Annotated in this window: 22 protein-coding genes and 1 tRNA gene; 20 read left to right on the top strand and 3 right to left on the bottom strand. The window is 63.8% G+C overall.

Annotated features, from left to right (window positions below; genetic code table 11):
* The coding region (locus tag ACEYYA_RS15145) for an EF-Tu C-terminal domain-related protein (RefSeq protein ID WP_459253766.1) at positions 1-147 on the top strand (147 nt) is incomplete at its 5' end.
* Between the two features lie 170 nt (positions 148-317).
* Here the strand turns inward: ACEYYA_RS15145 and ACEYYA_RS15140 are convergent.
* The gene (locus tag ACEYYA_RS15140) at positions 318-587 is read right to left on the bottom strand and encodes a hypothetical protein (RefSeq protein ID WP_374801756.1); all 270 of its coding nucleotides are present in this window, start codon (positions 585-587) and stop codon (positions 318-320) included.
* A 467-nt stretch (positions 588-1054) separates the two neighbouring features.
* Here ACEYYA_RS15140 and ACEYYA_RS15135 point away from each other — a divergent pair, with 467 nt between their 5' ends.
* Entirely contained in the window at positions 1055-1912 is an 858-nt protein-coding gene (locus tag ACEYYA_RS15135; RefSeq protein WP_374801755.1) for an EamA family transporter, read from the top strand.
* A gap of 38 nt (positions 1913-1950) precedes the next feature.
* Positions 1951-2346 (top strand): VOC family protein, encoded by a 396-nt coding sequence (locus ACEYYA_RS15130; protein WP_374801754.1) that lies wholly within the window; start codon positions 1951-1953, stop codon positions 2344-2346.
* 17 nt (positions 2347-2363) lie between these two features.
* Here the strand turns inward: ACEYYA_RS15130 and ACEYYA_RS15125 are convergent, their stop codons facing one another.
* A complete protein-coding gene (locus tag ACEYYA_RS15125) occupies positions 2364-2756 on the bottom strand; it encodes a BLUF domain-containing protein (protein ID WP_374801753.1) in 393 nt (130 codons plus the stop codon).
* Positions 2757-3046: 290 nt separating this feature from the next.
* Here ACEYYA_RS15125 and ACEYYA_RS15120 point away from each other — a divergent pair, with 290 nt between their 5' ends.
* The 13 genes from ACEYYA_RS15120 to ACEYYA_RS15060 all read left to right on the top strand — a co-directional run bounded on the left by ACEYYA_RS15120 (position 3047) and on the right by ACEYYA_RS15060 (position 19564).
* Positions 3047-4897, top strand: a complete 1851-nt coding sequence (locus tag ACEYYA_RS15120; RefSeq protein WP_374801757.1) for an ABC transporter ATP-binding protein — start codon at positions 3047-3049, stop codon at positions 4895-4897.
* A gap of 61 nt (positions 4898-4958) precedes the next feature.
* Positions 4959-5034, top strand: a tRNA-Trp gene (locus ACEYYA_RS15115).
* A 57-nt stretch (positions 5035-5091) separates the two neighbouring features.
* On the top strand, positions 5092-5517 hold the full coding sequence (locus tag ACEYYA_RS15110; RefSeq protein ID WP_374801752.1) for an RrF2 family transcriptional regulator: 426 nt from the start codon (positions 5092-5094) through the stop codon (positions 5515-5517).
* 251 nt (positions 5518-5768) lie between these two features.
* A complete protein-coding gene (locus ACEYYA_RS15105; protein ID WP_374801751.1) occupies positions 5769-6542 on the top strand; it encodes a sulfite exporter TauE/SafE family protein in 774 nt (257 codons plus the stop codon).
* An 87-nt stretch (positions 6543-6629) separates the two neighbouring features.
* Entirely contained in the window at positions 6630-6821 is a 192-nt protein-coding gene (gene secE / locus ACEYYA_RS15100; RefSeq protein ID WP_374801750.1) for a preprotein translocase subunit SecE, read from the top strand.
* Between the two features lie 191 nt (positions 6822-7012).
* Positions 7013-7552, top strand: a complete 540-nt coding sequence (nusG, locus tag ACEYYA_RS15095; protein WP_374801749.1) for a transcription termination/antitermination protein NusG — start codon at positions 7013-7015, stop codon at positions 7550-7552.
* 87 nt (positions 7553-7639) lie between these two features.
* Complete coding sequence (rplK, locus tag ACEYYA_RS15090) at positions 7640-8068, top strand: 50S ribosomal protein L11 (protein ID WP_374801748.1); 429 nt, start codon at positions 7640-7642, stop codon at positions 8066-8068.
* Positions 8069-8071: 3 nt separating this feature from the next.
* Entirely contained in the window at positions 8072-8770 is a 699-nt protein-coding gene (gene rplA / locus ACEYYA_RS15085; RefSeq protein WP_374801747.1) for a 50S ribosomal protein L1, read from the top strand.
* A gap of 261 nt (positions 8771-9031) precedes the next feature.
* On the top strand, positions 9032-9547 hold the full coding sequence (gene rplJ, locus ACEYYA_RS15080; protein WP_374801746.1) for a 50S ribosomal protein L10: 516 nt from the start codon (positions 9032-9034) through the stop codon (positions 9545-9547).
* Positions 9548-9616: 69 nt separating this feature from the next.
* Positions 9617-9991: a 50S ribosomal protein L7/L12 gene (gene rplL, locus ACEYYA_RS15075; RefSeq protein ID WP_374801745.1), complete on the top strand. Its 375-nt coding sequence runs from the start codon at positions 9617-9619 to the stop codon at positions 9989-9991.
* Between the two features lie 236 nt (positions 9992-10227).
* Positions 10228-14364, top strand: a complete 4137-nt coding sequence (rpoB, locus tag ACEYYA_RS15070; protein ID WP_374801744.1) for a DNA-directed RNA polymerase subunit beta — start codon at positions 10228-10230, stop codon at positions 14362-14364.
* A gap of 68 nt (positions 14365-14432) precedes the next feature.
* Positions 14433-18671, top strand: coding sequence for a DNA-directed RNA polymerase subunit beta' (rpoC, locus tag ACEYYA_RS15065; RefSeq protein ID WP_374801743.1), 4239 nt, complete (start codon positions 14433-14435; stop codon positions 18669-18671).
* 65 nt (positions 18672-18736) lie between these two features.
* Positions 18737-19564 (top strand): glycosyltransferase, encoded by an 828-nt coding sequence (locus tag ACEYYA_RS15060; RefSeq protein ID WP_374801742.1) that lies wholly within the window; start codon positions 18737-18739, stop codon positions 19562-19564.
* Positions 19565-19688: 124 nt separating this feature from the next.
* Here ACEYYA_RS15060 and ACEYYA_RS15055 read toward each other — a convergent pair whose 3' ends face one another.
* The gene (locus ACEYYA_RS15055) at positions 19689-20723 is read right to left on the bottom strand and encodes a c-type cytochrome (protein ID WP_374801741.1); all 1035 of its coding nucleotides are present in this window, start codon (positions 20721-20723) and stop codon (positions 19689-19691) included.
* A gap of 164 nt (positions 20724-20887) precedes the next feature.
* Between ACEYYA_RS15055 and ACEYYA_RS15050 the strand changes: the two genes are divergently transcribed.
* From ACEYYA_RS15050 to fusA, 4 genes are all read left to right on the top strand, one after another.
* On the top strand, positions 20888-21694 hold the full coding sequence (locus ACEYYA_RS15050) for a glycosyltransferase (protein WP_374801740.1): 807 nt from the start codon (positions 20888-20890) through the stop codon (positions 21692-21694).
* A 265-nt stretch (positions 21695-21959) separates the two neighbouring features.
* Positions 21960-22331 carry a 30S ribosomal protein S12 gene (gene rpsL, locus ACEYYA_RS15045; RefSeq protein WP_010399029.1) on the top strand — a complete coding sequence of 124 codons (372 nt, stop codon included), beginning with the start codon at positions 21960-21962 and terminating at the stop codon, positions 22329-22331.
* A gap of 12 nt (positions 22332-22343) precedes the next feature.
* Positions 22344-22814 (top strand): 30S ribosomal protein S7, encoded by a 471-nt coding sequence (gene rpsG / locus ACEYYA_RS15040; RefSeq protein ID WP_374801739.1) that lies wholly within the window; start codon positions 22344-22346, stop codon positions 22812-22814.
* Between the two features lie 9 nt (positions 22815-22823).
* Complete coding sequence (gene fusA / locus ACEYYA_RS15035; RefSeq protein ID WP_374801738.1) at positions 22824-24947, top strand: elongation factor G; 2124 nt, start codon at positions 22824-22826, stop codon at positions 24945-24947.
* Positions 24948-25108: the final 161 nt, after the last annotated feature.

Here is a 25108-nt window from a genome sequence, read left to right as displayed (position 1 = left end):
GGCACCGAGATGGTGATGCCGGGCGACAACCTGAAGTTCGAGGTCGAACTGATCGCCCCGATCGCGATGGAAGAGAAACTGCGCTTCGCCATCCGCGAAGGCGGCCGCACCGTCGGCGCCGGCGTCGTGGCGAAGATCATCGCGTAAGCGAGGGTCGTGGCGGTGCGCGGAAGCGCGCCGTGCGGTGACAGGAAAGCGGAAGGCCGTCCCTCGGGGGGGCGGCCTTTTGCGTCGGGAATGCCGCCCCAAAGCGATCCCCGTAGGGTGCGTGTTCACAGGCACCGACCGGCCCGTCCCGAAAGAGGCAGGCTTACGCCTTACGCCTCTTTCTTGTCCAGCGCGGCGAGGCTGGCGGTCCATTGGTCGATCATCGGCTGGAGGCGTACCAGGGCATCAGCGTAGGATTTCTGCTGGACCTTGTCGGCCTCGCGGCTGCTGACGACGCTCAGGTCGATGGCGCGTAGTTCCGCCGTCAGCTCGGCGCGCGCGGCACCCGTGGCGGTTGCCAGCCGTTCGACCACATCGGCGCGGATGGTCGGCCAATCGGCCAGCGACCGCGACGACAGTTCGGCCGCCTCTTTCTGCATGGCGAGCGCCTGCCTGTTCAGCTCAAGCGACTCTTCGAGGCCGAGGCGCCATGCTGTCGCCAAATCCCCTATAGAAATATAATAGCCTCTCAGCGAGGCACCTTCCAACCCTGCCGGGGGTGGGGCGGGTTTGGCGACGCTGTCATTAGCGACGCCTTCAAAAGCCTTTTCGGCGGACTCGGCTAAGGTGGCGGGGGTGCTTGCCGGTGCCTTGTAGGTGTAAAGGGGTGAAACGGCAGAGATCATCGGGGGGCTCCTGCCGCTAAGGTCTGCCCGGCCTGGCAGGACAGCGTTGACATGCCGTGAACGGGCCTGGTGCGATGATCCCCGTCGCGCCGGGCCGCCCGCCCCCTGAGCGGCTTTCCATTTGGCACTGCATCGCGCGGCTGTTAGCTTGCGCCTGCCTCTGCCCGACCTGCGGCGGATGCCCTGGCGCGGCGGTCCGCGCCCATCCCACGGAGGCGGCGATGTCCCTGTTCGGTCTTGCGCTGGTGCTGGCGGCCGCGGTCTGCCACGCGACCTGGAATGTGTTCGTCAAGCGCGTCAATGGCGGGGCGGAACTGATCTGGCTGTTCTCGGCGCTTGCGCTGCTGCTTTACCTGCCGGTGGCGGCCTGGGTGATGATCGTGCAGCGGCCCCATCTGGGCGCGACCGAACTGGCGTTCATCGCGGGCAGCGTGGTGCTGCACCTGGCCTATTTCGCGCTGTTGCAAGCGGGCTATCGGCGGGGCGATCTGTCGGTTGTCTATCCGACCGCGCGGGCGACCGGGCCGGTGCTGTCCTCGGCCTTTGCCGTCCTGATGCTGGATGAGGTCATCACCCCGCGCATGGGCTTGGGCGCGGCGATCATCGTCATCGGCGTGCTGATGCTGACCGGCGGCGGGCGCGGCACAGGGCAGCGGCTTGGCGCGTCGCTTGGCTTTGGGCTGGCGGTCGGGGCGCTGATCGGCAGCTATACCGCCTGGGATGCCTATGCGGTTTCCGTTGTGCTGATCCCGCCCTTGCTGCTGGATTACGTCTCGACCCTGGGACGGGTGGTGCTGCTGACGCCGGTAGCGCTGCGCCGCCGGGCGCTGGTGGCGCGGCAGTGGCGCGACCACCGCTGGGGCGTCATCGCCATCGCCCTGTTCAGCCCGCTGGCCTATATCCTGGTCCTTTATGCGCTGACCTTTACCCCAGTCGCCTATGTCGCGCCGATGCGTGAGGTCTCGGTCGTGCTGGTGGTGATCGCGGGCAGTCTGTTCCTGGCCGAGGGGCACCTGCGCCAGCGGCTGACCTGGGCGGCGGTGATCCTGGCCGGTATGGTCATCCTCGCCACCGCATGACGCCGCTGGTATCATCCCCCACAGACAAGGAGAGAGCGATGGCACGATACATCCATTCCATGATCCGCGTGCTGGATGAAGCCCGCAGCCTGGCCTTTTACGACACGGCCTTTGGCCTGCGCATCGCCGATCGGCTGGATTTCCCCGACTTCACGCTGATTTACCTGGCCAATGACGCCGCCGAGGTCGAGCTGGAGTTGACCGTGAACAAGGGCCGCAGCGCGCCCTATGATCTGGGCGACGGCTATGGCCATGTGGCATTTTCGGTCGATGATCTGGACGCCGAACATGCGCGGTTTACGGCGGCGGGGCTGAACCCCGGCAAGCTGGTGGATTTCGCGCCCGGCGGCACAGTGATCGCGCGGTTCTTTTTCGTCACCGATCCCGATGGCTACAAGATCGAGGTCTTGCAGCGCGGCGGGCGGTATCTGTAGCCCGTCATCAGGATCGGTCAGGCAACGGCGGCCCGCATCTCATGATGCAGCTGGTCAAGGATCGCGGGGTCGCGCAGGTTCAGATAGCCAAAGCGCCCCATCAGCCCCTGGGATGAGGCGCCACAGCGCAGCATCCGCATCCGCCATTCCGCGAACCAGCGGCGTTCGATGGGCCGGATGCCAAAGGGGATGATTTCGGTATGGCGGGTGTCGCGCTGGATGGATCGCATCAGGTCGCTGACCGATTGCAGCGGCCCCTCGATCGTTTGGAAGAAGAAGGTGCCGTCAAACAGCAGCGCCCCGGTGACGCCCAGGGCGGCGTTGCGATCATTGGCGCGGGTCTGGATATCGTGCCACAGGGCGTCATCCACGGGGACAATGGCGCGCGACCGGTAACTGATGGAATGCATGTCGGAAACCATGGGATCTTGACCTGCCCAAGTATAGGCCGATTGCGGGCCGCGCGCAGGGGGAAAGTGGCATACCGGGCCGGATTGCACCGAGATAATCATAAAAATCCAACATATCTTGCGCGTATGGCCCGCAACTGGACATGGCGGAACGCCTGTGGGACGATTGCGCCCGTGCCAGCTGCTGTTGCGCGTTGCCATCACGTCATCAGGCCGCCAGACATCGCCGCCCGACTGACTGATTCGCCACCCTGTCCGAGGTCTTGATGCTGCTTCGCCCCTTTGCCCGCCTGATGCGCTGGTTTGAAGCCCGGCTCGATCCCTATCCCGCCGCGCGGCCCGCGATGCCGCCGCAGGGCATGGGACGATTCGTGCTGTATTTCGCCCAGGGCGCGCTGCCGTGGCTGGGCGTGATGGCGGCGACCTCGGCGGCGATCGCGGTGATCGAGGTGGTGCTGTTCGGCTATCTGGGCGCGCTGGTCGACCGGCTTGGCGCGACCTCGCCCGCCGACTTCATGGCAGCGGAAGGGGCGCGGCTGGCACTGATGGCGGTGCTGCTGCTGGTGGGGCTGCCGGTGCTGAATGCGATCAGCAGCATGGTCATGCACCAGACCCTGCTGGGAAATTTCCCGCAGCGCATCCGCTGGCAGGCGCATCGCTGGCTGCTGGGGCAGTCGATGGGCTATTTTCAGGACGAGTTCGCCGGACGGATTGCCACCAAGCTGATGCAGACCGCACTGGCGGTGCGCGAAGTGGCGATGAAGATCATGGATGTGGCGATCTATGTTCTGGTCTATTTCATCGGCGCCCTGGTGCTGGCGGCGACGCAGGATTGGCGGCTGGCGCTGCCCTTTGTCGCCTGGGCCATCGCCTATGGGCTGCTGCTGGCCTATGTCGTGCCGCGCCTGGCCCGCATCTCCGAGGATCAGGCGGATGCGCGGGCGGGCATGACCGGCCGAGTGGTCGATGCCTATACCAACATCGCCACCGTCAAGCTGTTCAGCCATGCCGCCCGCGAAGAGGCCTATGTCCGGCAGGGGATGGACCGGTTCCTGCATACCGTCTACCGCCAGATGCGGCTGGCCGCCGGGCAGGACATGGCGCTGAACGCGATCAATGTGGCGCTGACGGGGGCGGTGACGGCGCTTGGCCTTTGGCTGTGGACCGGTGGCCACATCGCCGTGGGCGCGGTTGCGGTGGCGATCCCGCTGGCGCTGCGGCTGAACAACATGAGCCACTGGATCATGTGGGAATTCGCCGCGCTGTTTGAAAACATCGGCACGGTGCGCGACGGTCTGGCCAGCCTGTCGCTGCCGCGCGCGGTGATTGACGCGCCCGGCGCGCCGGTGCTGGCGCGCGGGCCGGGACAGGTGCGGTTCGATGCCGTGACCTTCCGCTATGGTGGCGATGAAGCGCGGCGCCCGGCGGTGATCGACGGGCTGGACCTGACCATCGCGCCGGGGGAAAAGGTCGGTCTGGTGGGCCGGTCCGGGGCGGGCAAGTCGACGCTGGTTAACCTGCTCTTGCGGTTCTACGATCTTGATTCGGGCCGTATCCTGATCGACGGCCAGGATATCGCGCAGGTGACGCAGGAAAGCCTGCGTGCCGCGATCGGGGTGGTGACGCAGGATACATCCCTGCTGCACCGGTCGGTGCGCGACAACATTGCCTATGGCCGACCCGACGCCAGCGACGATCAGATCCTGGCCGCCGCCCGCACCGCCGAGGCCGAGACCTTCATCCACACGCTGACCGACCGCGAGGGGCGGCGCGGGCTGGATGCGCATGTCGGCGAACGCGGGGTCAAGCTGTCGGGCGGCCAGCGTCAGCGCATCGCCATTGCGCGCGTGGCGCTGAAGGACGCCCCGATCCTGATACTTGATGAGGCGACGAGCGCCTTGGACAGCGAAGTCGAAGCCGCGATCCAGTCGCAACTGACGCGGCTGATGCAGGGCAAGACGGTGATCGCCATTGCCCACCGGCTGTCGACGATTGCCGCGATGGACCGGCTGATCGTCATGGATCAGGGCCGCATCGCCGAACAGGGCAGCCATGCCGAGCTGCTGGCGGCGGGCGGCATCTACGCCCGGCTATGGGCGCGGCAGTCGGGCGGGTTCCTGGGGGACGGCGACGAGGGCTGACCGGCATTGATGAAAGGGCTTGAACCCGGCGGCCCGCTGGCATAATCAGCGACCACGGCCTAGGGGTATAGCTCAGTTGGTAGAGCATCGGTCTCCAAAACCGAGGGTCGCGGGTTCAAGTCCTGCTGCCCCTGCCAGGCCGCCCTCCCGACATCGCGGTTGACCAGTGCCCGGCCACCGGCCTATGGCAGGTCATGCTGTCGCAAAAAGCCCGCTACGCCCTGCACGCGATGATCTATCTGGCCCGCAAGGACCAGTCGGCTTCGGTTGCGGAAATCGCACGGGCCGAGGCGCTGCCGCAGAAGTTTCTGGAACAGATCATGGCGGCGCTGAAGCTGCGCGGCCTTGTGGTCGCGCGTCGTGGGGCAGGGGGCGGCTATGCGCTGTCGCGCCCGGCGGTCGAGATCAACGTGGCCCAGGTCATGCGCTGTATCGACGGGCCGCTGGCCCTGGCGCCCTGTGCCAGCCAGACCGCCTTTGCGCCCTGTCCCGACTGCAAATCGCTTGAGGAATGCCGGATTCGCCCGGTGCTGATCGCCGTGCGCGACACCACGTCGCTGCTGCTGGAAGGCGTGACGCTGGAGGAACTGGCGGGCGGGCGCAAGCTGTCCTTCCTTTAGCACGGCGCCCCGTTCGCGGTCATCACGGCCACGCGGATGACGCCCGCAACCTTGCCCATCATTGCATCCGCAGCCCTGCGATTCGCGCGCTCAGGCGTGCCAAGATGCTGTTGTTCCTGCAAGAATGCACAAGAAACAGGCAATATCCCCGCCTTCTGGACACTACGCTGACCGGAACGAAAATAATCCTATCATGCCGATGGGATTTGTGGGCTACTTGTGCGCAAGGTGAAGCAAAGGGAGGCATTCACATGGGAGATTCATTTCTGCTGTTCGCACTGGTCGGCTTTCTGGCGCAACTGGTCGATGGCGCCCTGGGCATGGCCTATGGCGTCGTGTCGTCGACGGTGATGCTGTCGTTCGGGGTCAGCCCGGCGGTGGCGTCGGCCACGGTCCATGCGGCCGAGGTGTTCACGACCGGCGCCTCGGCCGCGTCGCATATCGCGCATCGCAATGTCGACTGGCGGCTGTTTCGGCGGCTGGTGCCGGCCGGCGTGATCGGCGGGCTGATCGGCACCTATGTGCTGACCAGCTTTGACGGGGCGGTGCTGCGGCCCTGGGTGGTCGGCTATCTGGGGCTGATGGGGGTCTACATCCTGTATCGGTCGAACCACCGGCCCGACCCCTATCACGAACATTCGCGCGCCGCGGTGGTGGGTCTGGGCAGCACCGGCGGCTTTGTCGACGCGGTGGGCGGCGGCGGCTGGGGGCCGGTCGTCACCACCGGACTGATCGGCGCGGGCGGCGCACCGCGGCAGGTGATCGGCACCGTCAACGCGGCCGAGTTCCTGCTGACCGTCGCCGTCTCGGCGGGTTTCCTGATCGCGTTGCTGACCGGCCATTGGGATCAGGAAAAGGCGCTGGTCGATCATGCCATGGCGGTGGCGGGGCTGGTTGCGGGCGGCGTTCTGGCTGCGCCCCTGGCGGGCTATGTCACCCGCATCCTGCCGCATCGCGTCGCCATGGTGCTGGTCGGGCTGCTGATCTGCACGCTCGCGGCCTATCAGTTGCTGCGACTGCTGTAGAGCACCCGATCCCGCCCGGCCTTGAAATCCCACGCCGGGCGGGATAGGTGCAACCGGTGCGGCGTGGGGCCGCGAAGGGAAAGACGCATGGCCAATCCGGTTCAGTTCCTGCAACAGGTCCGCAGCGAAGCGGGCAAGATCGTCTGGCCGGGCCGCCGCGAGGTGGTGCTGACCACGATCATGGTCTTTGTCTTTGCGACCCTGACGGCGGTGTTCTTTTTCCTGGTGGACCTGTTGATCCGCACCGGGCTGACGGCGCTGCTTGGCGCCTTCAACTGAGGCTGTCGGGCCGGTTCGGGCGGGGCGATGGGCTTGCCATTGCTGGCCACGGGCGTTAAAGGGCCTGATGTTTTGCCCGGACGCGGCGCGCATCGATTCGGACTGCGCGCTGTTTTCTGTTCCGGGGCGGGCGGCAAGCGCCTGAAAAGATAAGCGAATGGCCCCATCGGGGCGGACGGGAGAAGGCTCGCATGGCGATGCGCTGGTATTCGGTTTCGGTTCTGTCGAACTTCGAAAAGAAGGTCGCCGAACAGATCCGTCAGACCGTGGCCGACAAGGGCCTTGAGGAACAGATCACCGAGGTGATGGTTCCCACCGAGGAAGTGATCGAGATCCGCCGCGGCAAGAAGGTGACGTCCGAGAGGCGTTTCATGCCCGGCTATGTGCTGGTGCGGATGGAGATGAACGACCGCACTTATCATCTGGTCAGCTCGATCAACCGCGTTACCGGGTTCCTGGGTCCGCAGGGCAAGCCGATGCCGATGCGCGACGCCGAGGTGAACGCGATCCTGAACCGGTCGGGCGACGGCGAGGATGCGCCCGCGCCGCGTAACCTGATCCGTTTCGACATCGGCGAGAATGTGAACGTGACCGACGGTCCGTTCGAGGGCTTCAGCGGCATGGTCGAGGAAGTCGACGAAATCTCGAACCGTCTGAAGGTGACGGTGTCGATCTTTGGGCGTCCGACGCCCGTCGAACTGGAATTCACGCAGGTCTCGAAAGCGTCCTGACGTGTCGTCGTGGGAGGGACGGCTACGGCCAGCCCGCACCACTAAGCCAAAGCGGCAGTCGCCGCAGGTGAACAAAGGAGAGGCCACATGGCCAAGAAGGTTATCGGCAGCCTGAAGCTGCAAGTCAAAGCGGGGCAGGCGAACCCGTCCCCGCCCATCGGCCCGGCGCTGGGTCAGCGCGGCATCAACATCATGGAATTCTGCAAGGCGTTCAACGCCAAGACGCAGGAAATGGAACCGGGCTCGCCCGTTCCGGTGATCATCACCTATTACGCCGACAAGTCCTTCACCTTCGAGATGAAGACCGCCCCGGCGTCGTATTTCCTGAAGAAGGCCGCCAAGCTGAACTCGGGCTCGAAAAAGCCGGGCCGTGACGTCGCGGGCACCGTGACGGTCGCCCAGGTGCGCGAGATCGCCGAGAAGAAAATGAAAGACCTGTCGGCCAATGACGTCGAAGCCGCGATGCAGATCATCGTCGGTTCGGCCAAGTCGATGGGCATCGAGGTGAAGGGGTAAGTCATGGCCAAAGTTGCGAAACGCACCGCGGCCGCCCGCGCCGCCTTTGATGGCAAATCGAACCTGTCGGTCGAAGATGCTGTCAAGCTGATCAAGTCCTCGGCCACCGCCAAGTTCGACGAGACGCTGGAAATCGCCATGAACCTGGGCGTCGACCCGCGTCATGCCGACCAGATGGTCCGCGGCGTGGTCCAACTGCCCAACGGCACCGGCAAGACCGTCCGCGTCGCTGTGTTCGCCCGTGGCGCCAAGGCTGACGAAGCCAAGGCCGCTGGCGCCGACATCGTGGGTGCTGAAGACCTGCTGGAAACCATCCAGGGCGGCAAGATCGAGTTCGATCGCTGCATCGCCACCCCGGACATGATGCCGCTGGTCGGCCGTCTGGGCAAGATCCTGGGCCCGCGCAACCTGATGCCGAACCCCAAGGTCGGCACCGTGACGATGGACGTGAAAACCGCCGTCGAAGCGGCCAAGGGTGGCGAGGTCCAGTTCAAGGTCGAAAAGGCCGGCGTGATCCACGCGGGTATCGGAAAGGTGTCGTTCGATGAGGCCAAGCTGGCCGAGAACGTTCGCGCCTTTGTCGACGCCGTGTCGCGCGCCAAGCCCTCGGGGGCGAAGGGCACCTATCTGAAAAAGGTGTCGCTGTCCTCGACCATGGGCCCCGGCGTCAGCCTGGACCTGGCCAGCACCAGCGCCCAGTAAGGGCGAAGAATTTGCCGGGGCGACCCGGCGAATGGCGGGGCGACCGATCTGATCGCCGCCCCGTCCTGTCCGAGACGGAGGGTGGGACCGCCCCTAAGGTGATCCCATAATTCCTTCCTGAGATGGGGATCGAGACCATTTCCGGGGGCAACCTCGGGCGATCTGGCCTCGGGCACCCGTATCGGACCCGAACCCCCGACGCCATCCGGCCAAGGGGGACAATGAGAGCCGGGGGGAAACCCCCACACTTGGAGTGAAACCGTGGATAGAGCCCAAAAAGAACAGGTGGTCGACGAACTCGGCCGCGTCTTCGAAAGCTCTGGCGTCGTGGTGGTGGCCCACTACGAAGGCATGACGGTTGCGCAGATGCAGGACCTTCGCGCGCAGATGCGCGATGCCGGGGGTTCGGTTCGTGTTGCCAAGAACAAGCTCGCCAAGATCGCCCTGGAAGGTAAGCCTTGCGCAAGCATCGCCGACTACCTGACGGGCATGACCGTTCTTGCCTATTCGGAAGACCCCGTGGCTGCGGCCAAGGTCGCCGACAAATACGCCAAAGCGAATGACAAGTTCGTCATTCTTGGCGGCGCTATGGGTGAGAACGCTCTGGACCCCGCCGGTGTGAAAGCCGTCGCCTCGATGCCGTCGCGTGAAGAGCTGATCGCTCAGATCGTGTCGATGATCGGGTCGCCTGCCGCCAGCATCGCGGGTGCCATTGGCGCGCCTGCTTCCAACATCGCGGGCATCCTCAAGACCCTTGAGGAGCGGGAAGCCGCCTGACGCAATCTTGTGCCTTCGTTGGGAAGAAGCCCGACGTTGGAAACCAAAATCTAGGAATGGAACGGAAAAATGGCCGATCTGAAAGCCCTTGCTGAGCAAATCGTCAACCTGACGCTGCTGGAAGCCCAAGAACTGAAAACGATCCTGAAAGACGAATACGGGATCGAACCCGCCGCCGGTGGCGCCGTCATGATGGCTGGCCCGGCTGCTGGCCCGGCGGAAGCCGCCGAAGAAAAGACCGAGTTCGATGTTGTGCTGGTTGATGCCGGCGCCAACAAGATCAACGTCATCAAGGAAGTCCGCGCGATCACCGGTCTGGGCCTGAAAGAAGCCAAAGACCTGGTTGAAGCCGGCGGCAAAGTGAAAGAAGGCGCGGCGAAGGCCGAAGCCGAAGACATGAAGAAAAAGCTTGAAGCGGCTGGTGCCAAGGTCGAGCTGAAGTAATCGGTGCGGATGCTCTTGCATCCTTGCTGACGACATGGGCAGGGGGCGGTTCGCCGTCCCCTGCCGAACCTGTCTTGAAAGCTGCTTTCGCGAAAGCCACTTTCAAGGCGGCGTTCACGGTTCGGGCGCGTTGCGGTGGGACGTAACGCAGGTATGGAACCGGCCCCCTTCATTCGCAGGCTCCACGCGCTTGGCCCCCGAAGCGCATGGCTGCCACAGACGAAAGGTGACGACACATGGCGCAATCCTATGTTGGGCAGAAGCGGCTTCGCCGCTATTACGGCTCGATCGACGAAGTTCTGGAGATGCCGAACCTGATCGAGGTTCAGAAATCCTCCTATGACCTGTTCCTGAACTCGGGCGAGGGCAGCGGGCACAGCGATGGCGAGGGCATCCAGGGCGTCTTTCAGTCGGTGTTCCCGATCAAGGATTTCAACGAAACCGCCGTGCTGGAGTTCGTGAAATACGAACTGGAAAAGCCGAAATACGATGTCGACGAATGCCAGGCCCGCGACATGACCTATGCCGCGCCGCTGAAGGTCACGCTGCGTCTGATCGTGTTCGATGTCGATGAAACCACCGGCGCCAAATCGGTCAAGGACATCAAGGAACAGGATGTCTACATGGGCGACATGCCCCTGATGACGATGAACGGCACCTTCATCGTCAACGGCACCGAGCGCGTGGTCGTGTCGCAGATGCACCGCAGCCCCGGCGTGTTCTTTGACCATGACCGTGGCAAGACCCATTCGTCGGGCAAGCTGTTGTTCGCCTGCCGCATCATCCCCTATCGCGGGTCGTGGCTGGACTTCGAGTTCGACGCCAAGGATCTGATCTTCGCGCGCATCGACCGCCGCCGGAAGCTGCCGGTGACGACCCTGCTTTACGCCCTGGGCATGGATCAGGAAGGCATCATGGATGCCTATTACGACACCGTGAACTTCCGCCTGGAAAAGAACCGGGGTTGGGTCACCAAGTTCTTCCCCGAGCGTATCCGCGGCACCCGTCCTTCCTATGATCTGGTTGATGCCGCCACCGGTGAGGTCATCCTGAAGGCCGGCGACAAGATGACGCCGCGCGCGGTCAAGAAGATCATCGACGAAGGCAAGATCACCGAACTTCTGGTGCCCTTCGACCATATCGTCGGGCGCTTCGTCGCCAAGGACATCATCAACGAACAGACCGGCGCGATTTACGTCGAAGCCGGGGATGAGATCACGGCCGAATACGACCGCGACGGCGATCTGACCGGTGGCACGCTGAAGGTGCTGCTGGACAACGGCATCACCGAGATCCCGGCGCTGGATATCGATAACGTCAACGTCGGCGCCTATATCCGCAACACCATGGCCGCGGACAAGAACATGAACCGCGACCAGGCGCTGATGGATATCTATCGCGTCATGCGCCCCGGCGAGCCGCCGACGGTCGAAGCCGCCAGCACCATGTTCGACAGCCTGTTCTTTGACAGCGAGCGGTATGACCTGTCCGCCGTCGGTCGCGTCAAGATGAACATGCGCCTGAACCTGGATGCGCCCGACACGCAGCGCACCCTGCGCAAGGATGACATCATCGCCTGTATTCAGGGGCTGGTGGAACTGCGCGACGGCAAGGGCGAGATCGACGACATCGACCACCTAGGCAACCGTCGCGTGCGTTCGGTCGGCGAGCTGATGGAAAACCAGTATCGCATCGGTCTGCTGCGCATGGAGCGCGCGATCAAGGAGCGCATGTCCGGCGTCGAGATCGACACCGTGATGCCGCAGGATCTGATCAACGCCAAGCCCGCGGCGGCTGCGGTGCGTGAATTCTTCGGCTCCAGCCAGTTGTCGCAGTTCATGGACCAGACCAACCCGCTGTCCGAAGTGACGCACAAGCGCCGTCTGTCGGCCCTTGGGCCGGGCGGTCTGACCCGCGAACGCGCGGGCTTTGAGGTGCGCGACGTTCACCCGACCCATTATGGCCGGATGTGCCCGATTGAAACGCCGGAAGGTCAGAACATCGGTCTGATCAACAGCCTGGCGACCTTTGCGCGCGTGAACAAATACGGCTTCATCGAGACCCCCTATCGTCGCGTCCGCGACGGTCAGGTGACCGATGATGTCGTCTATATGTCCGCGACCGAGGAAATGCGTCACACTGTGGCCCAGGCCAACGCCGAACTGGATGCCGACGGCAAGTTCGTCAACGATCTGGTCAGCACCCGTCAGGCCGGCGAATATTCGCTGAACCCGATCGAGGCGGTCGACCTGATCGACGTGTCGCCCAAGCAGTTGGTGTCGGTTGCTGCGGCGCTGATCCCGTTCCTGGAAAACGACGACGCCAACCGCGCGCTGATGGGCTCGAACATGCAGCGTCAGGCCGTGCCGCTGCTGCGGTCGGAAGCGCCCTTTGTCGGCACCGGGATGGAAGCCGTGGTGGCCCGCGACAGCGGCGCGGCGATCATGGCGCGCCGGTCGGGTGTCATCGACCAGGTTGACGCGCAGCGCATCGTTGTGCGCGCGACCGAAGACCTGTCGATGGGCGATGCCGGCGTCGACATCTACCGCCTGCGCAAGTTCAAGCGGTCGAACCAGTCCTCGACCATCAACCAGCGTCCGCTGGTCAAGGTTGGCGACAAGGTGCAGAAGAACCAGGTCATCGCTGACGGTCCGTCGACCGATCAGGGCGAACTGGCCATCGGCCGGAACGTGGTCGTCGCCTTCATGCCGTGGAACGGCTACAACTATGAAGACTCGATCCTGATTTCGGAACGCATCCACCGCGACGACGTGTTCACCTCGATCCATATCGACGAATACGAAGTGGCGGCGCGCGACACCAAGCTGGGCCCGGAGGAGATCACCCGCGACATCCCGAACGTGGGCGAAGAAGCCCTGCGCAACCTGGATGAAGCCGGTATCGTCTATATCGGGGCCGAGGTCGGTCCGGGCGATATTCTGGTGGGCAAGATCACCCCCAAGGGCGAAAGCCCGATGACGCCGGAAGAAAAGCTGTTGCGCGCCATCTTTGGTGAAAAGGCCAGCGATGTGCGCGACACCAGCCTGCGGCTGCCGCCGGGGGCCTACGGCACCATCGTCGAAGTCCGGGTGTTCAACCGCCACGGCGTCGACAAGGACGAGCGCGCCCTTCAGATCGAGCGGGAAGAGGTCGAACGGCTGTCGCGCGACCGCGACGACGAGCTGGCGATCCTGGAACGCAACATCTATGCGCGCCTGAAGAACCTGATCATGGGCAAGGTCGCCGTGAAGGGTCCGAAGGGCGTCAAGGGCGGTTCGGTCATCGACGACGATCTGCTGGCCACGCTGTCGCGCGGTCAGTGGTGGCAACTGGCCATCGAGGACGAGGACAAGGCCCGCGAGGTCGAGGCGCTGAACGATCAGTTCAACGTCCAGAAGCGCGCGCTGGAAGCCCGGTTCGAGGACAAGGTTGAAAAGGTCCGTCAGGGCGACGACCTGCCCCCCGGCGTCATGAAGATGGTCAAGGTCTTTGTCGCGGTGAAGCGCAAGCTGCAAGCCGGTGACAAGATGGCCGGTCGCCACGGCAACAAGGGTGTGGTCTCGAAGGTGGTCCCGATGGAGGACATGCCCTTCCTGGCCGATGGCACCCCGGTCGACCTGGTTCTGAACCCGCTGGGCGTGCCGTCGCGCATGAACGTCGGTCAGATCCTGGAAACCCATATGGGTTGGGCCAGCCGTGGCCTGGGCATCAAGATCGACGAAGCCTTGCAGGAGTACCGCCGCAAGGGCGACCTGGCGCCGGTGCGCGAGGCGATGAAGATCGGCTATGGCGACGACATGTATGCCGAGACCTTCGACGGCATGGCGGACGACCAGTTCATCGAACATGCCGAGGCCGCGCGCCACGGTGTGCCGGTGGCGACGCCCGTGTTCGACGGCGCCAAGGAAGCGGATGTGAACGACGCGCTGAAGCGTGCCGGATTCGATCAGTCGGGTCAGTCGGTGGTCTTTGATGGCCGCACCGGCGAACAATTCGCCCGCAAGGTCACCGTCGGCATGAAATATGTGCTGAAGCTGCACCACCTTGTCGACGACAAGATGCACGCGCGTTCGACCGGTCCCTATAGCCTGGTGACCCAGCAACCGCTGGGCGGCAAGGCGCAGTTCGGTGGTCAGCGTTTGGGGGAAATGGAGGTCTGGGCGCTGGAAGCCTATGGTGCCGCCTATACCCTGCAAGAGATGCTGACGGTCAAGTCGGACGACGTGGCCGGCCGCACCAAGGTCTACGAGTCGATCGTCAAGGGCGAGGACAACTTCGAGGCTGGCGTGCCGGAAAGCTTCAACGTGCTGGTCAAGGAGGTCCGGGGTCTGGGCCTCAACATGGAACTCCTGGATGCGGAGGATGGCGAATAACGGATCGCTCCGTCGGGTGCGCGGTTGCCGCGCACCTCGCCCCTTGCACCCATTCATAGGATACACAGATGAACCAGGAACTCTCCACCAATCCGTTCAACCCGCTGGCTTCGCCCAAGCAGTTTGACGAGATCAAGATTTCGCTGGCCAGCCCCGAGGAAATCCTCGGCTGGTCCTATGGTGAGATCAAGAAGCCCGAAACCATCAACTATCGCACGTTCAAGCCCGAACGTGACGGTCTGTTCTGCGCGCGTATCTTTGGCCCGATCAAGGATTACGAATGCCTGTGCGGCAAATACAAGCGCATGAAATATCGCGGCCTGACCTGCGAAAAATGCGGTGTGGAAGTCACGCTGCAAAAGGTGCGCCGCGAGCGGATGGGCCATATCGAACTGGCCGCGCCGGTCGCCCACATCTGGTTCCTCAAGTCGCTGCCCTCGCGCATCGGCCTGATGCTGGACATGACGCTGCGCGATCTGGAACGCATCCTTTACTTTGAAAACTATGTCGTCACCGAGCCGGGCCTGACGGACCTGTCCTATGGCCAGCTGCTGTCCGAGGAAGAGTTCCTGGACAAGCAGGACGAGTTCGGCGCCGAAGCCTTCACCGCGCTGATCGGTGCCGAGGCGATCCGCGACATGCTGTCGGGCATCGACCTGGCGGCGACCGCCGAGCAGCTTCGGGAAGAGCTGAAAGAGGCGACGGGCGAGCTGAAGCCGAAGAAGATCATCAAGCGGCTGAAGATCGTTGAATCGTTCCTGGAATCCGGCAACCGCCCGGAATGGATGGTCATGACCGTGATCCCGGTCATTCCGCCGGAACTGCGCCCGCTGGTGCCGCTGGATGGGGGCCGCTTTGCGACCTCGGACCTGAACGATCTGTATCGCCGGGTCATCAACCGCAACAACCGTCTGAAGCGGCTGATCGAACTGCGCGCGCCCGACATCATCGTGCGCAACGAAAAGCGCATGTTGCAGGAATCGGTTGATGCGCTGTTTGACAACGGCCGCCGCGGCCGCGTCATCACCGGCACCAACAAGCGTCCGCTGAAATCGCTGTCGGACATGCTGAAGGGCAAGCAGGGCCGCTTCCGTCAGAACCTGCTGGGCAAGCGCGTCGACTTTTCGGGCCGTTCGGTCATCGTGACCGGCCCGGAACTGAAGCTGCACCAGTGCGGGCTGCCGAAGAAGATGGCCTTGGAACTGTTCAAGCCGTTCATCTATTCGCGGCTTGAGGCGAAGGGTCTGTCCTCGACCGTCAAGCAGGCGAAGAAGCTGGTCGAAAAGGAACGCCCCGAGGTCTGGGATATCCTGGACGAGGTGATCCGCGAGCACCCGGTTCTGCTGAACCGCGCGCCGACGCTGCACCGTCTGGGCATTCAGGCCTTCGAGCCGATCCTGATCGAGGGCAAGGCGATCCAGCTTCACCCGCTGGTCTGCTCGGCCTTCAACGCCGACTTCGACGGCGACCAGATGGCCGTTCACGTTCCGCTGTCGCTGGAAGCGCAGCTGGAAGCGCGCGTCCTGATGATGTCGACCAACAACGTGCTGTCGCCCGCCAACGGCGCGCCGATCATCGTGCCGTCGCAGGACATGGTTCTGGGTCTTTACTACACGACCATGGAACGCAAGGGCATGAAGGGCGAAGGCATGGCCTTTGCCAGCGTCGATGAGGTCGAACACGCCCTTGCCGCCGGCGAGGTGCATCTGCACGCCAAGATCACCGCGCGGATCAAGCAGATCGACAACGAAGGCAATGAGGTGATGCAGCGGGTCGAAACCACGCCGGGCCGTCTTCGGCTGGGCGCGCTGCTGCCGCTGAACGCCAAGGCGCCGTTTGAACTGGTCAACCGGCTGCTGCGCAAGAAGGACGTGCAGACTGTCATCGACACCGTGTATCGCTATTGCGGCCAGAAAGAGGCCGTGATCTTCAGCGACAAGATCATGGAACTGGGCTTCCGCGAGGCGTTCAAGGCCGGGATCTCGTTTGGCAAGGATGACATGGTTATCCCCGAAGCCAAATGGACCATCGTTGAGGGCGTGCGCGATCAGGTCAAAGAGTTCGAGCAGCAGTATATGGACGGCCTGATCACTCAGGGCGAGAAGTATAACAAGGTTGTCGACGCGTGGTCGAAATGCTCGGACGCCGTGGCTGCCGAGATGATGAAGGAAATCAGCGCCGTGCGCGTGGACGATGCGGGGGCCGAAAAGGAACCCAACAGCGTCTACATGATGTCGCATTCGGGCGCGCGGGGTAGCCCTGCGCAGATGAAGCAGCTGGGCGGGATGCGCGGCCTGATGGCCAAGCCCTCGGGCGAGATCATCGAGACGCCGATCATCTCGAACTTCAAGGAAGGCCTGACCGTTCTTGAATACTTCAACTCGACCCACGGTGCGCGCAAAGGTCTGGCCGATACCGCGCTGAAGACCGCGAACTCGGGGTATCTGACGCGGCGTCTGGTGGACGTGGCGCAGGACTGCATCGTGCGCATGAACGATTGTGGCACCGAGCGTGCCATTACCGCCAGTGCCGCGGTCAACGACGGTGAAATCGTCGCGCCCTTGTCCGAGCGCGTGCTGGGCCGTGTCGCGGCCGAGGACGTTCTGGTGCCGGGGTCGGACGACGTGATCCTGCGCAAGAACGAGCTGATCGACGAACGCAAGGCCGACGCGATCGAGCAGGCGGGTGTGCAGTCGGTCCGCATCCGTTCGGTCCTGACCTGCGACGCGGAAGAGGGCGTCTGCGCCATGTGCTATGGCCGCGACCTGGCCCGTGGCACGCTGGTCAACATCGGTGAGGCCGTCGGCATCATCGCCGCCCAGTCGATCGGTGAACCCGGCACGCAGCTGACGATGCGGACCTTCCACATCGGCGGCATCGCGCAGGGCAGCCAGCAATCGTTCCAGGAATCCAGCCAGGAGGGGGTGATCGACTATCGCAACCCCAACACGCTGGAAAACGCCAATGGCGAAAAGATCGTCATGGGCCGGAACATGCAGATCGTGGTGATGGACGAGCATGGCCAAGAGCGCGCGAGCTATCGCCTGCCCTATGGCGCCAAGCTGCTGGTGGCCGATCAGGCCCAGGTCAAGCGCGGCACCAAGCTGTTCGAATGGGATCCCTATACCCTGCCGATCATCGCGGAAAAGGCCGGTGTGGCGAAGTTCGTCGACCTGGTGGCGGGTCTGTCGGTCCGCGAGGATACCGACGACGCGACCGGCATGACCCAGAAGATCGTGACCGACTGGCGCAACGCGCCGCGTGGGTCGGATCTGAAGCCCGAGATCATCGTCATGGATGCCGAAACCGGCGAACCCATGCGCAACGATCAGGGCAACCCGGTCAGCTATCAGATGTCGGTCGACGCCATTCTGTCGGTCGAGGACGGCACCGAGGTGAAAGCCGGTGACGTGATCGCCCGTATCCCGCGCGAAGGCGCCAAGACCAAGGACATCACCGGGGGTCTGCCCCGCGTGGCGGAACTGTTCGAGGCCCGTCGCCCCAAGGATCACGCGATCATCGCCGAACTGGATGGCTATGTGCGCTTTGGCAAGGACTACAAGAACAAGCGCCGCATCACCATCGAGCCGCAGCAAGAGGGGCTGGAGCCCGTCGAATACATGGTGCCGAAAGGCAAGCACATCCCGGTGCAGGAAGGCGACTTCGTGCAGAAGGGTGACTACATCATGGACGGCAACCCGGCCCCGCATGACATCCTGCGGATCATGGGGATCGAGGCCCTGGCCGACTATCTGATCGACGAAGTGCAGGACGTCTATCGCCTGCAGGGCGTGAAGATCAACGACAAGCACATCGAGGTGATCGTGCGGCAGATGCTGCAAAAGATCGAGATCCTCGACAGCGGCGACACCACGCTGCTGAAGGGTGAGCATGTCGACAAGGCCGAGTTCGACGAGGAAAACGCCAAGATCGAACATCGCGGTGGCCGTCCGGCAACGGGCGAGCCGGTCCTTTTGGGCATCACCAAGGCGTCGCTGCAAACCCGCAGCTTCATCAGCGCCGCGTCGTTCCAGGAAACGACCCGCGTGCTGACCGAAGCCGCCGTTCAGGGCAAGCGCGACAAGCTGGTCGGCCTGAAGGAAAACGTCATCGTCGGCCGCCTGATCCCGGCGGGCACCGGTGGCGCGACCTCGCGCGTGCGGCGCATCGCGGGTGACCGCGACGAGCTGGTGATCGAGGCCCGCCGCGCCGAGGCCGAAGAAGCCGCGGCCCTGGCAGCCCCGGTCGAGATGGCCGATATGGTCGATGCCGCCCCGGCGGATGTCGCCGGCGACGACACGCTGTAAGACACAGGCTGGCCCCCTTGTGCAAAGGGGGCCAGCCGCCTGCACCAGCCGGCCCAGGGGGGTGAATGCGCATTCAGGTTCTGGGCCTGTGCCGGTTCTCATTCACTGGCTTGGGCGCGTTTCAGCAGGAACATGAGACGGTTGCGGAACGTCAGGCCGCGCTGTTTCGCCCCGCGCGACTGGTGGCGCGGCTGAACTGGTTCCAGCATCTGTTGCTGCCCGGCATCCGGGCGCAGAGCGATCCCGATTTCACCCTTTTGGTGCTGACCGGCACCGATCTGCCGCCCTGGGCGCGTCAGCGTCTGGCGGCGCTGATCGCCGATGTGCCGCAGGTCCGGCTGGTCCTGCATGAGCCAGCCCCCCATCACGAAACCGCCACCAAAGTCATTCACGCCGCCATCGACCCCGGCGCCGATCTGATTGCCCAGTTCCGGCTGGATGATGACGACGCCGTGGCGCGCGATTTCGTGGCCCGCGTGCGCGCCGATGCGGCGATCCCGGGGGCGCTTGTCACCCGGCACCGCCCGGTTGCGATGGATTACGCGCGCGGCTTTGTGCTGGCCTGGGGTGGCCGTGACGCCCGGCTGATCCCGCGCCTGGCGCAATACTGGACCCCCGGAATGGCGATGCTGTTTCACCCCAAGGCCGCCAATTCGCTGATGAACTTTCGCCACAATGTGATGTGGCAGCGCATCCCCTCATTGGTGCAGCCGGATGGGGTGATGTGGGTGCGCGGCCATCACGACAGCAACGACAGCAGCTTTGCGCTGCAAGGGCCGGGCTTTGACTGCCCCGATCCGGCGGCTGTGGCGCGCGACCGCTTTGGCGTTGATCTGGACATGTTCACCCAAGCGATGCGCGCCGGGCGCAAGTCCTGGTCGGCGGGGCCGTGACCGCGCCAAACGGTCGGGCTTGGCGCCGCTGTCGGGGCAGCCGCGCCGCGGCGTCGGGCCTTGCCCCGCTCGCCGGGTCACGTCGCAAAGGCCCGGTGTAAACCGGACCTTTGATCGACAGGGGTCAGTTCTTCTTTTCGCCTTCCGGCGGATCCTCGCCCCGGCGACGTTCCAGTTCGGCGGCCTGCCAGTCGGCGATCGGCTTGAACGGACCATATTTGTGCTGTTCAGCCGGGAAGTCGCCGGCCCAGGGCGCGAAGGGCATGTCGGGGGCCTTGCGCAGCCGGTCGGGGAAGTCGGCCTCCATCCCGGCCTTTTCGCCGCGCGGCTGCGAGTTGATATAGGCCGCAACGTCGAAGGCCTCATCCGGGGCCAACTGCCGGTTTTCATGGTCGGCCCCTTGCGGCATGTTCGCCAGGATATAGCGATAGGCCATCACCACCCGATACATGCCCGCGCCGTCGTTATAGCTGTCGTCGCCCCACAACGGCGGGAAGGCATAGCCCAGGCCATCACCAGCCTCGCCCATGCGCATCCCCATCCCGTCATCGCCATGGCAGGCGACGCAATGCGCCTGAAACACCGCTTCGCCCGCCTGCGGATCGGCGGCGCGATCGGGGGCCGCATCGCGGATCGTACCCGCGCCGATGACCTTGGCCCCGGTCGGAATACCGCGCGACAGGAAATGGATATAGGCGGTATAGGCCCGCATCTCGGCGCTGTCCAAGGGCAGGGGCTTGCCGGCCATCGATCGCTCCATGCAGCCATTCACCCGGTCCTCGACCGATTGCAGGTCGTTTTCACGGGCGCGATACTGGGGAAAAGCGGCGCTGACACCGATCCAGGGCATCGCAAACGGCTTGGTCGCGGCATCCTGATGGCAGCTTTGGCACGACAGATTGTTGCCGGAATAGCGCATCGCAGGGTCGGCGACCTCTGGCCCGATATGGGCAAAGGTGTCTGTCGTCAGTTGCAGGCCATAGCGAACCGCGCGGCCATATTCGTCATCGTCAAGGGCGTCGATATCCCCAACTGTCCAGGCCGCCAGGTCGATCTCTTGCGGCATGTCACCTGGCCCGGTGGGCGACTGGGCGACGACGGCGGCGGTCAGGCAGATCACGGCAGGCACCGCGCATACGACTGGGTAAAGGGGTTTCATGGCCTCTCCTTGCTGTCCTGCGGCTTGGGTTCATCCAATTGTATTAGCAAAAGTAAAAAATTGCCACCCAAACCGGCCCGTGGTGCGCGCGTCCGGGCGACGGTTGGCGGTTACCTTGCCTGCCCCGCCATGCTATTGCAGGGAAAAATCATGAAGGCCGTCGCATGAACATCCAGATCATCGGCATGGTGCGGTTCTCGTATCCTGCGCTGTCGGGCTTTGTGCGCACCGGCGCCGATGCCAAGGCAAACGCCGCCTTTCTGTATGACCCGGCCCGGCTGGAAGCCCGGTTCCAGATGTTCGAGCGGCTGACCCTGCCGTCGATCCGCGCGCAGACCGATGGCGACTTTACCCTAGGCATCCTGATCGGAGACAACCTGCCGGGATGGGCGCGGGATCGGCTGTGCACCGCGATCGCAGGGATGCGCAATGTGCGGCTGCTGGCGCGCCCGCCGGGTCCGCAATATCCGGTGCTGCAAGATGCGATGGCGGCGCTGCGGCTGCCCGACGCGACCCATATTGCGGGGTTCCGGCTGGATGATGATGACGCGCTGTCGATGACATTTGTGGAACGGCTGCGCCCCCTGGCCAGCATCATGGCGGGGCAGGGCGCCGCGCCCAAGGTCATCGCGTTCAACCGCGGCTTCTTTCTTGAATTGGGCGACATGCCCGACATTTATGACGTCTGCGAACGCAGCCCGCTGGGCATCGGCCTGACGCTGGTCGCGCCGGTCGCCAATCACGACGTAATCTTCCGGCGCAATCACCGCTATCTGCCGCAGTTCTATACGACTTTTAGCGACGCCGAACATCCCAGCTTCATCCGCACGGTTCACCGCCACAATGACAGCAGCGCGATCAGCACCGGCCTGCGCGGCACCTGGCAGCCCGAACAGATCACCCGCCAGGTCGCGCGGCACTTTCCCTTCACCGTGGATGAACTGCTGTCACTGCCGCCTGCCGGGCTGTGACGGCCTGCGCGTGTTGGCCTGCCCGTGTTGACTCGGGCGCCGATTCCCCCTATAGCGCGCCCATCCTGACGGGCCTCGACGCCCGCCGGGCTCTTGATGTTCAGTGAAGCTGATCCGGGTTGACCCCCCGATCCATTGGATTTCAGCCTGTCCACGCCGCTAGGGGCGGATGGGGATTGGCATTTTGCGATGCGCGCAAGGTGCTGTCGAGAAGTGGTGCGGCCGATCCGGCCGCGAGTATTGACGAAGGAAAACGGGGAACCGAATGCCGACGATCCAACAGCTGATCCGCAAACCGCGGCAGCCCAAGGTGCAGCGCAGCAAATCGCAGCATCTTCAATCCTGCCCGCAAAAGCGGGGCGTGTGCACCCGCGTGTACACCACCACGCCGAAGAAGCCGAACTCCGCTATGCGGAAGGTCGCCAAGGTGCGCCTGACCAACGGTTTCGAGGTCATCAGCTACATTCCGGGCGAAAAGCACAACCTTCAGGAACACAGCGTCGTGCTGATCCGTGGCGGCCGTGTGAAAGACCTTCCGGGTGTCCGTTACCACATCCTGCGCGGTGTTCTGGATACCCAGGGCGTCAAAGACCGTCGTCAACGCCGTTCGAAATACGGCGCGAAGCGTCCGAAATAAGGAGAGGCACAGATGTCCCGTCGTCACGCCGCTGAAAAGCGCGAAGTGCTGCCCGACGCCAAGTTCGGCGATCGCGTCATCACGAAATTCATGAACAACCTGATGGAAGACGGCAAGAAGTCCGTCGCCGAACGGATCGTCTACAGCGCCCTTGACCGCGTCGAAGGCAAGCTGAAGCGCGCCCCGGTCGAGATCTTCCATGAGGCGCTGGACAACGTGAAGCCCTCGGTCGAGGTGCGTTCCCGCCGCGTCGGCGGTGCCACCTATCAGGTGCCCGTCGAAGTCCGCCCGACCCGCCGCGAGGCCCTGGCGATCCGCTGGCTGATCACCGCCGCCAAGAACCGTAACGAAAACACCATGGAAGAGCGTCTGGCCGGTGAGCTGGCCGATGCTGTCAATGGTCGTGGCTCGGCGGTGAAAAAGCGCGAAGACACCCACAAGATGGCCGACGCCAACAAGGCGTTCAGCCACTATCGCTGGTAAGGAGCCATCATGGCACGCGAATACCCGCTTCAGCGCTATCGTAACTTCGGCATCATGGCGCATATCGACGCCGGCAAGACCACGATGACCGAGCGCATCCTGTTCTACACCGGCAAGAACCACAAGATGGGTGAAACCCACGACGGCGCCTCGACCATGGACTTCATGGAACAGGAAGCCGAGCGCGGCATCACCATCTCGTCGGCCGCCACCACGACCTTCTGGCAGCGCCAGAACGACCCGTCGGCGGAAGGCACCAGCGATACCAAGTATCGTTTCAACATCATCGACACCCCCGGCCACGTCGACTTCACCATCGAAGTCGAACGCTCGCTGGCGGTTCTGGATGGTGCGGTGGCGCTGCTGGACGGTAATGCCGGCGTCGAGCCGCAGACCGAAACCGTGTGGCGTCAGGCTGACCGCTACAAGGTGCCGCGTCTGGTCTTCGTCAACAAGATGGACAAGATCGGCGCCGACTTCTTCAACTGCGTGAAGATGGTCAAGGAGCGCACCGGCGGCACCCCGTGCCCGATCGCCCTGCCGATCGGCGCCGAGGACAAGCTGGAAGGCATCATCGACCTTGTGACCATGGAAGAATGGGTCTGGAAGGGCGAAGATCTGGGCGCGAACTGGGTTCGTCAGCCGATCCGTGAGGATCTGCAAGAGCTGGCGAACGAGTGGCGCGACAAGATGATCGAACTGGCCGTCGAAATGGATGACGCCGCCATGGAAGCCTATCTGGAGGGCAACGAGCCTGACGAGGCGACCCTGCGCAAGCTGATCCGCAAGGGCTGCCTGTCGATGTCGTTCTTCCCGATGCTGGCTGGTTCGGCGTTCAAGAACAAGGGCGTGCAGCCCCTGCTGAACGCGGTCATCGACTATCTGCCGGCGCCGACCGACGTGCCGACCCTGATGGGCTTTGCCCCCGACGACGAGACCGAAGAGCGCAACATCGCCCGCAACGCCGATGATGCCGACCCGTTCTCGGCGCTGGCGTTCAAGATCATGAACGACCCCTTCGTTGGTTCGCTGACCTTCACGCGCATCTATTCGGGCGCGCTGAAGAAGGGCGACCAGATGATGAACTCGACCAAGGGCAAGCGCGAGCGCGTGGGCCGCATGATGCTGATGCATGCGATCAACCGCGAGGAAATCGACGAAGCCTTCGCTGGCGACATCATCGCCCTGGCCGGTCTGAAAGAGACCACCACCGGGGACACCCTGTGCGATCCGACCAAGCCGGTCGTCCTGGAAACCATGACCTTCCCCGAGCCGGTGATCGAAATCGCCGTCGAGCCGAAGTCCAAGGCTGACCAGGAAAAGATGGGTCTGGCGCTGCAGCGTCTGGCCGCCGAAGACCCGTCCTTCCGCGTCGAAACCGATCTGGAATCGGGTCAGACGATCATGAAGGGCATGGGCGAACTTCACCTCGACATCCTGGTCGACCGCATGAAGCGGGAGTTCAAGGTCGAGGCGAATATCGGTGCGCCGCAGGTGGCCTACCGCGAGACCATCTCGCGCGATGCCGAGATCGACTATACCCACAAGAAACAGACCGGCGGCACGGGCCAGTTCGCCCGCATCAAGCTGGTCATTACCCCGACCGAGCCGGGCGAAGGCTATTCGTTCGAGTCGAAGATCGTGGGGGGTGCGGTGCCGAAGGAATACATCCCCGGCGTCGAAAAGGGCATCAAGTCGGTCATGGACTCGGGTCCGCTGGCGGGCTTCCCGGTGATCGACTTCAAAGTGGCGCTGATCGACGGTGCCTTCCACGACGTCGACTCCTCGGTGCTGGCGTTCGAAATCGCGTCCCGTGCGGCGATGCGCGAAGGTCTGAAAAAGGCCGGCGCGAAGCTGCTGGAGCCGATCATGAAGGTCGAGGTCGTGACCCCGGAAGAATACACCGGCTCGATCATCGGCGACCTGACCAGCCGTCGCGGCATGGTGCGTGGCCAAGACAGCCGCGGCAACGCCAACGTGATCGATGCGATGGTGCCGCTGGCCAACATGTTCGGCTACATCAACAACCTGCGCTCGATGTCGTCGGGTCGTGCGGTGTTCACCATGCAGTTCGACCATTATGAGGCCGTGCCGCAGAACATCAGCGACGAGATCCAGAAGAAATACGCTTAACGGCGGTGCGGGGGAGACCCCGCACCCTACCCAAACTGTAGGGTGCGTGCCGCGCACGCACCGTCATGAAAAAGGAGCTTTGCAATGGCAAAGGCAAAATTTGAACGGACGAAACCGCACGTCAACATCGGGACCATTGGTCACGTTGACCACGGCAAGAC

Source organism: Paracoccus zhouxuedongae (assembly GCF_041927815.1).
GTDB lineage: Bacteria > Pseudomonadota > Alphaproteobacteria > Rhodobacterales > Rhodobacteraceae > Paracoccus.
Note: the sequence above shows the minus strand (reverse complement) of the source record. Positions and strands in the feature narration are given on the sequence as shown.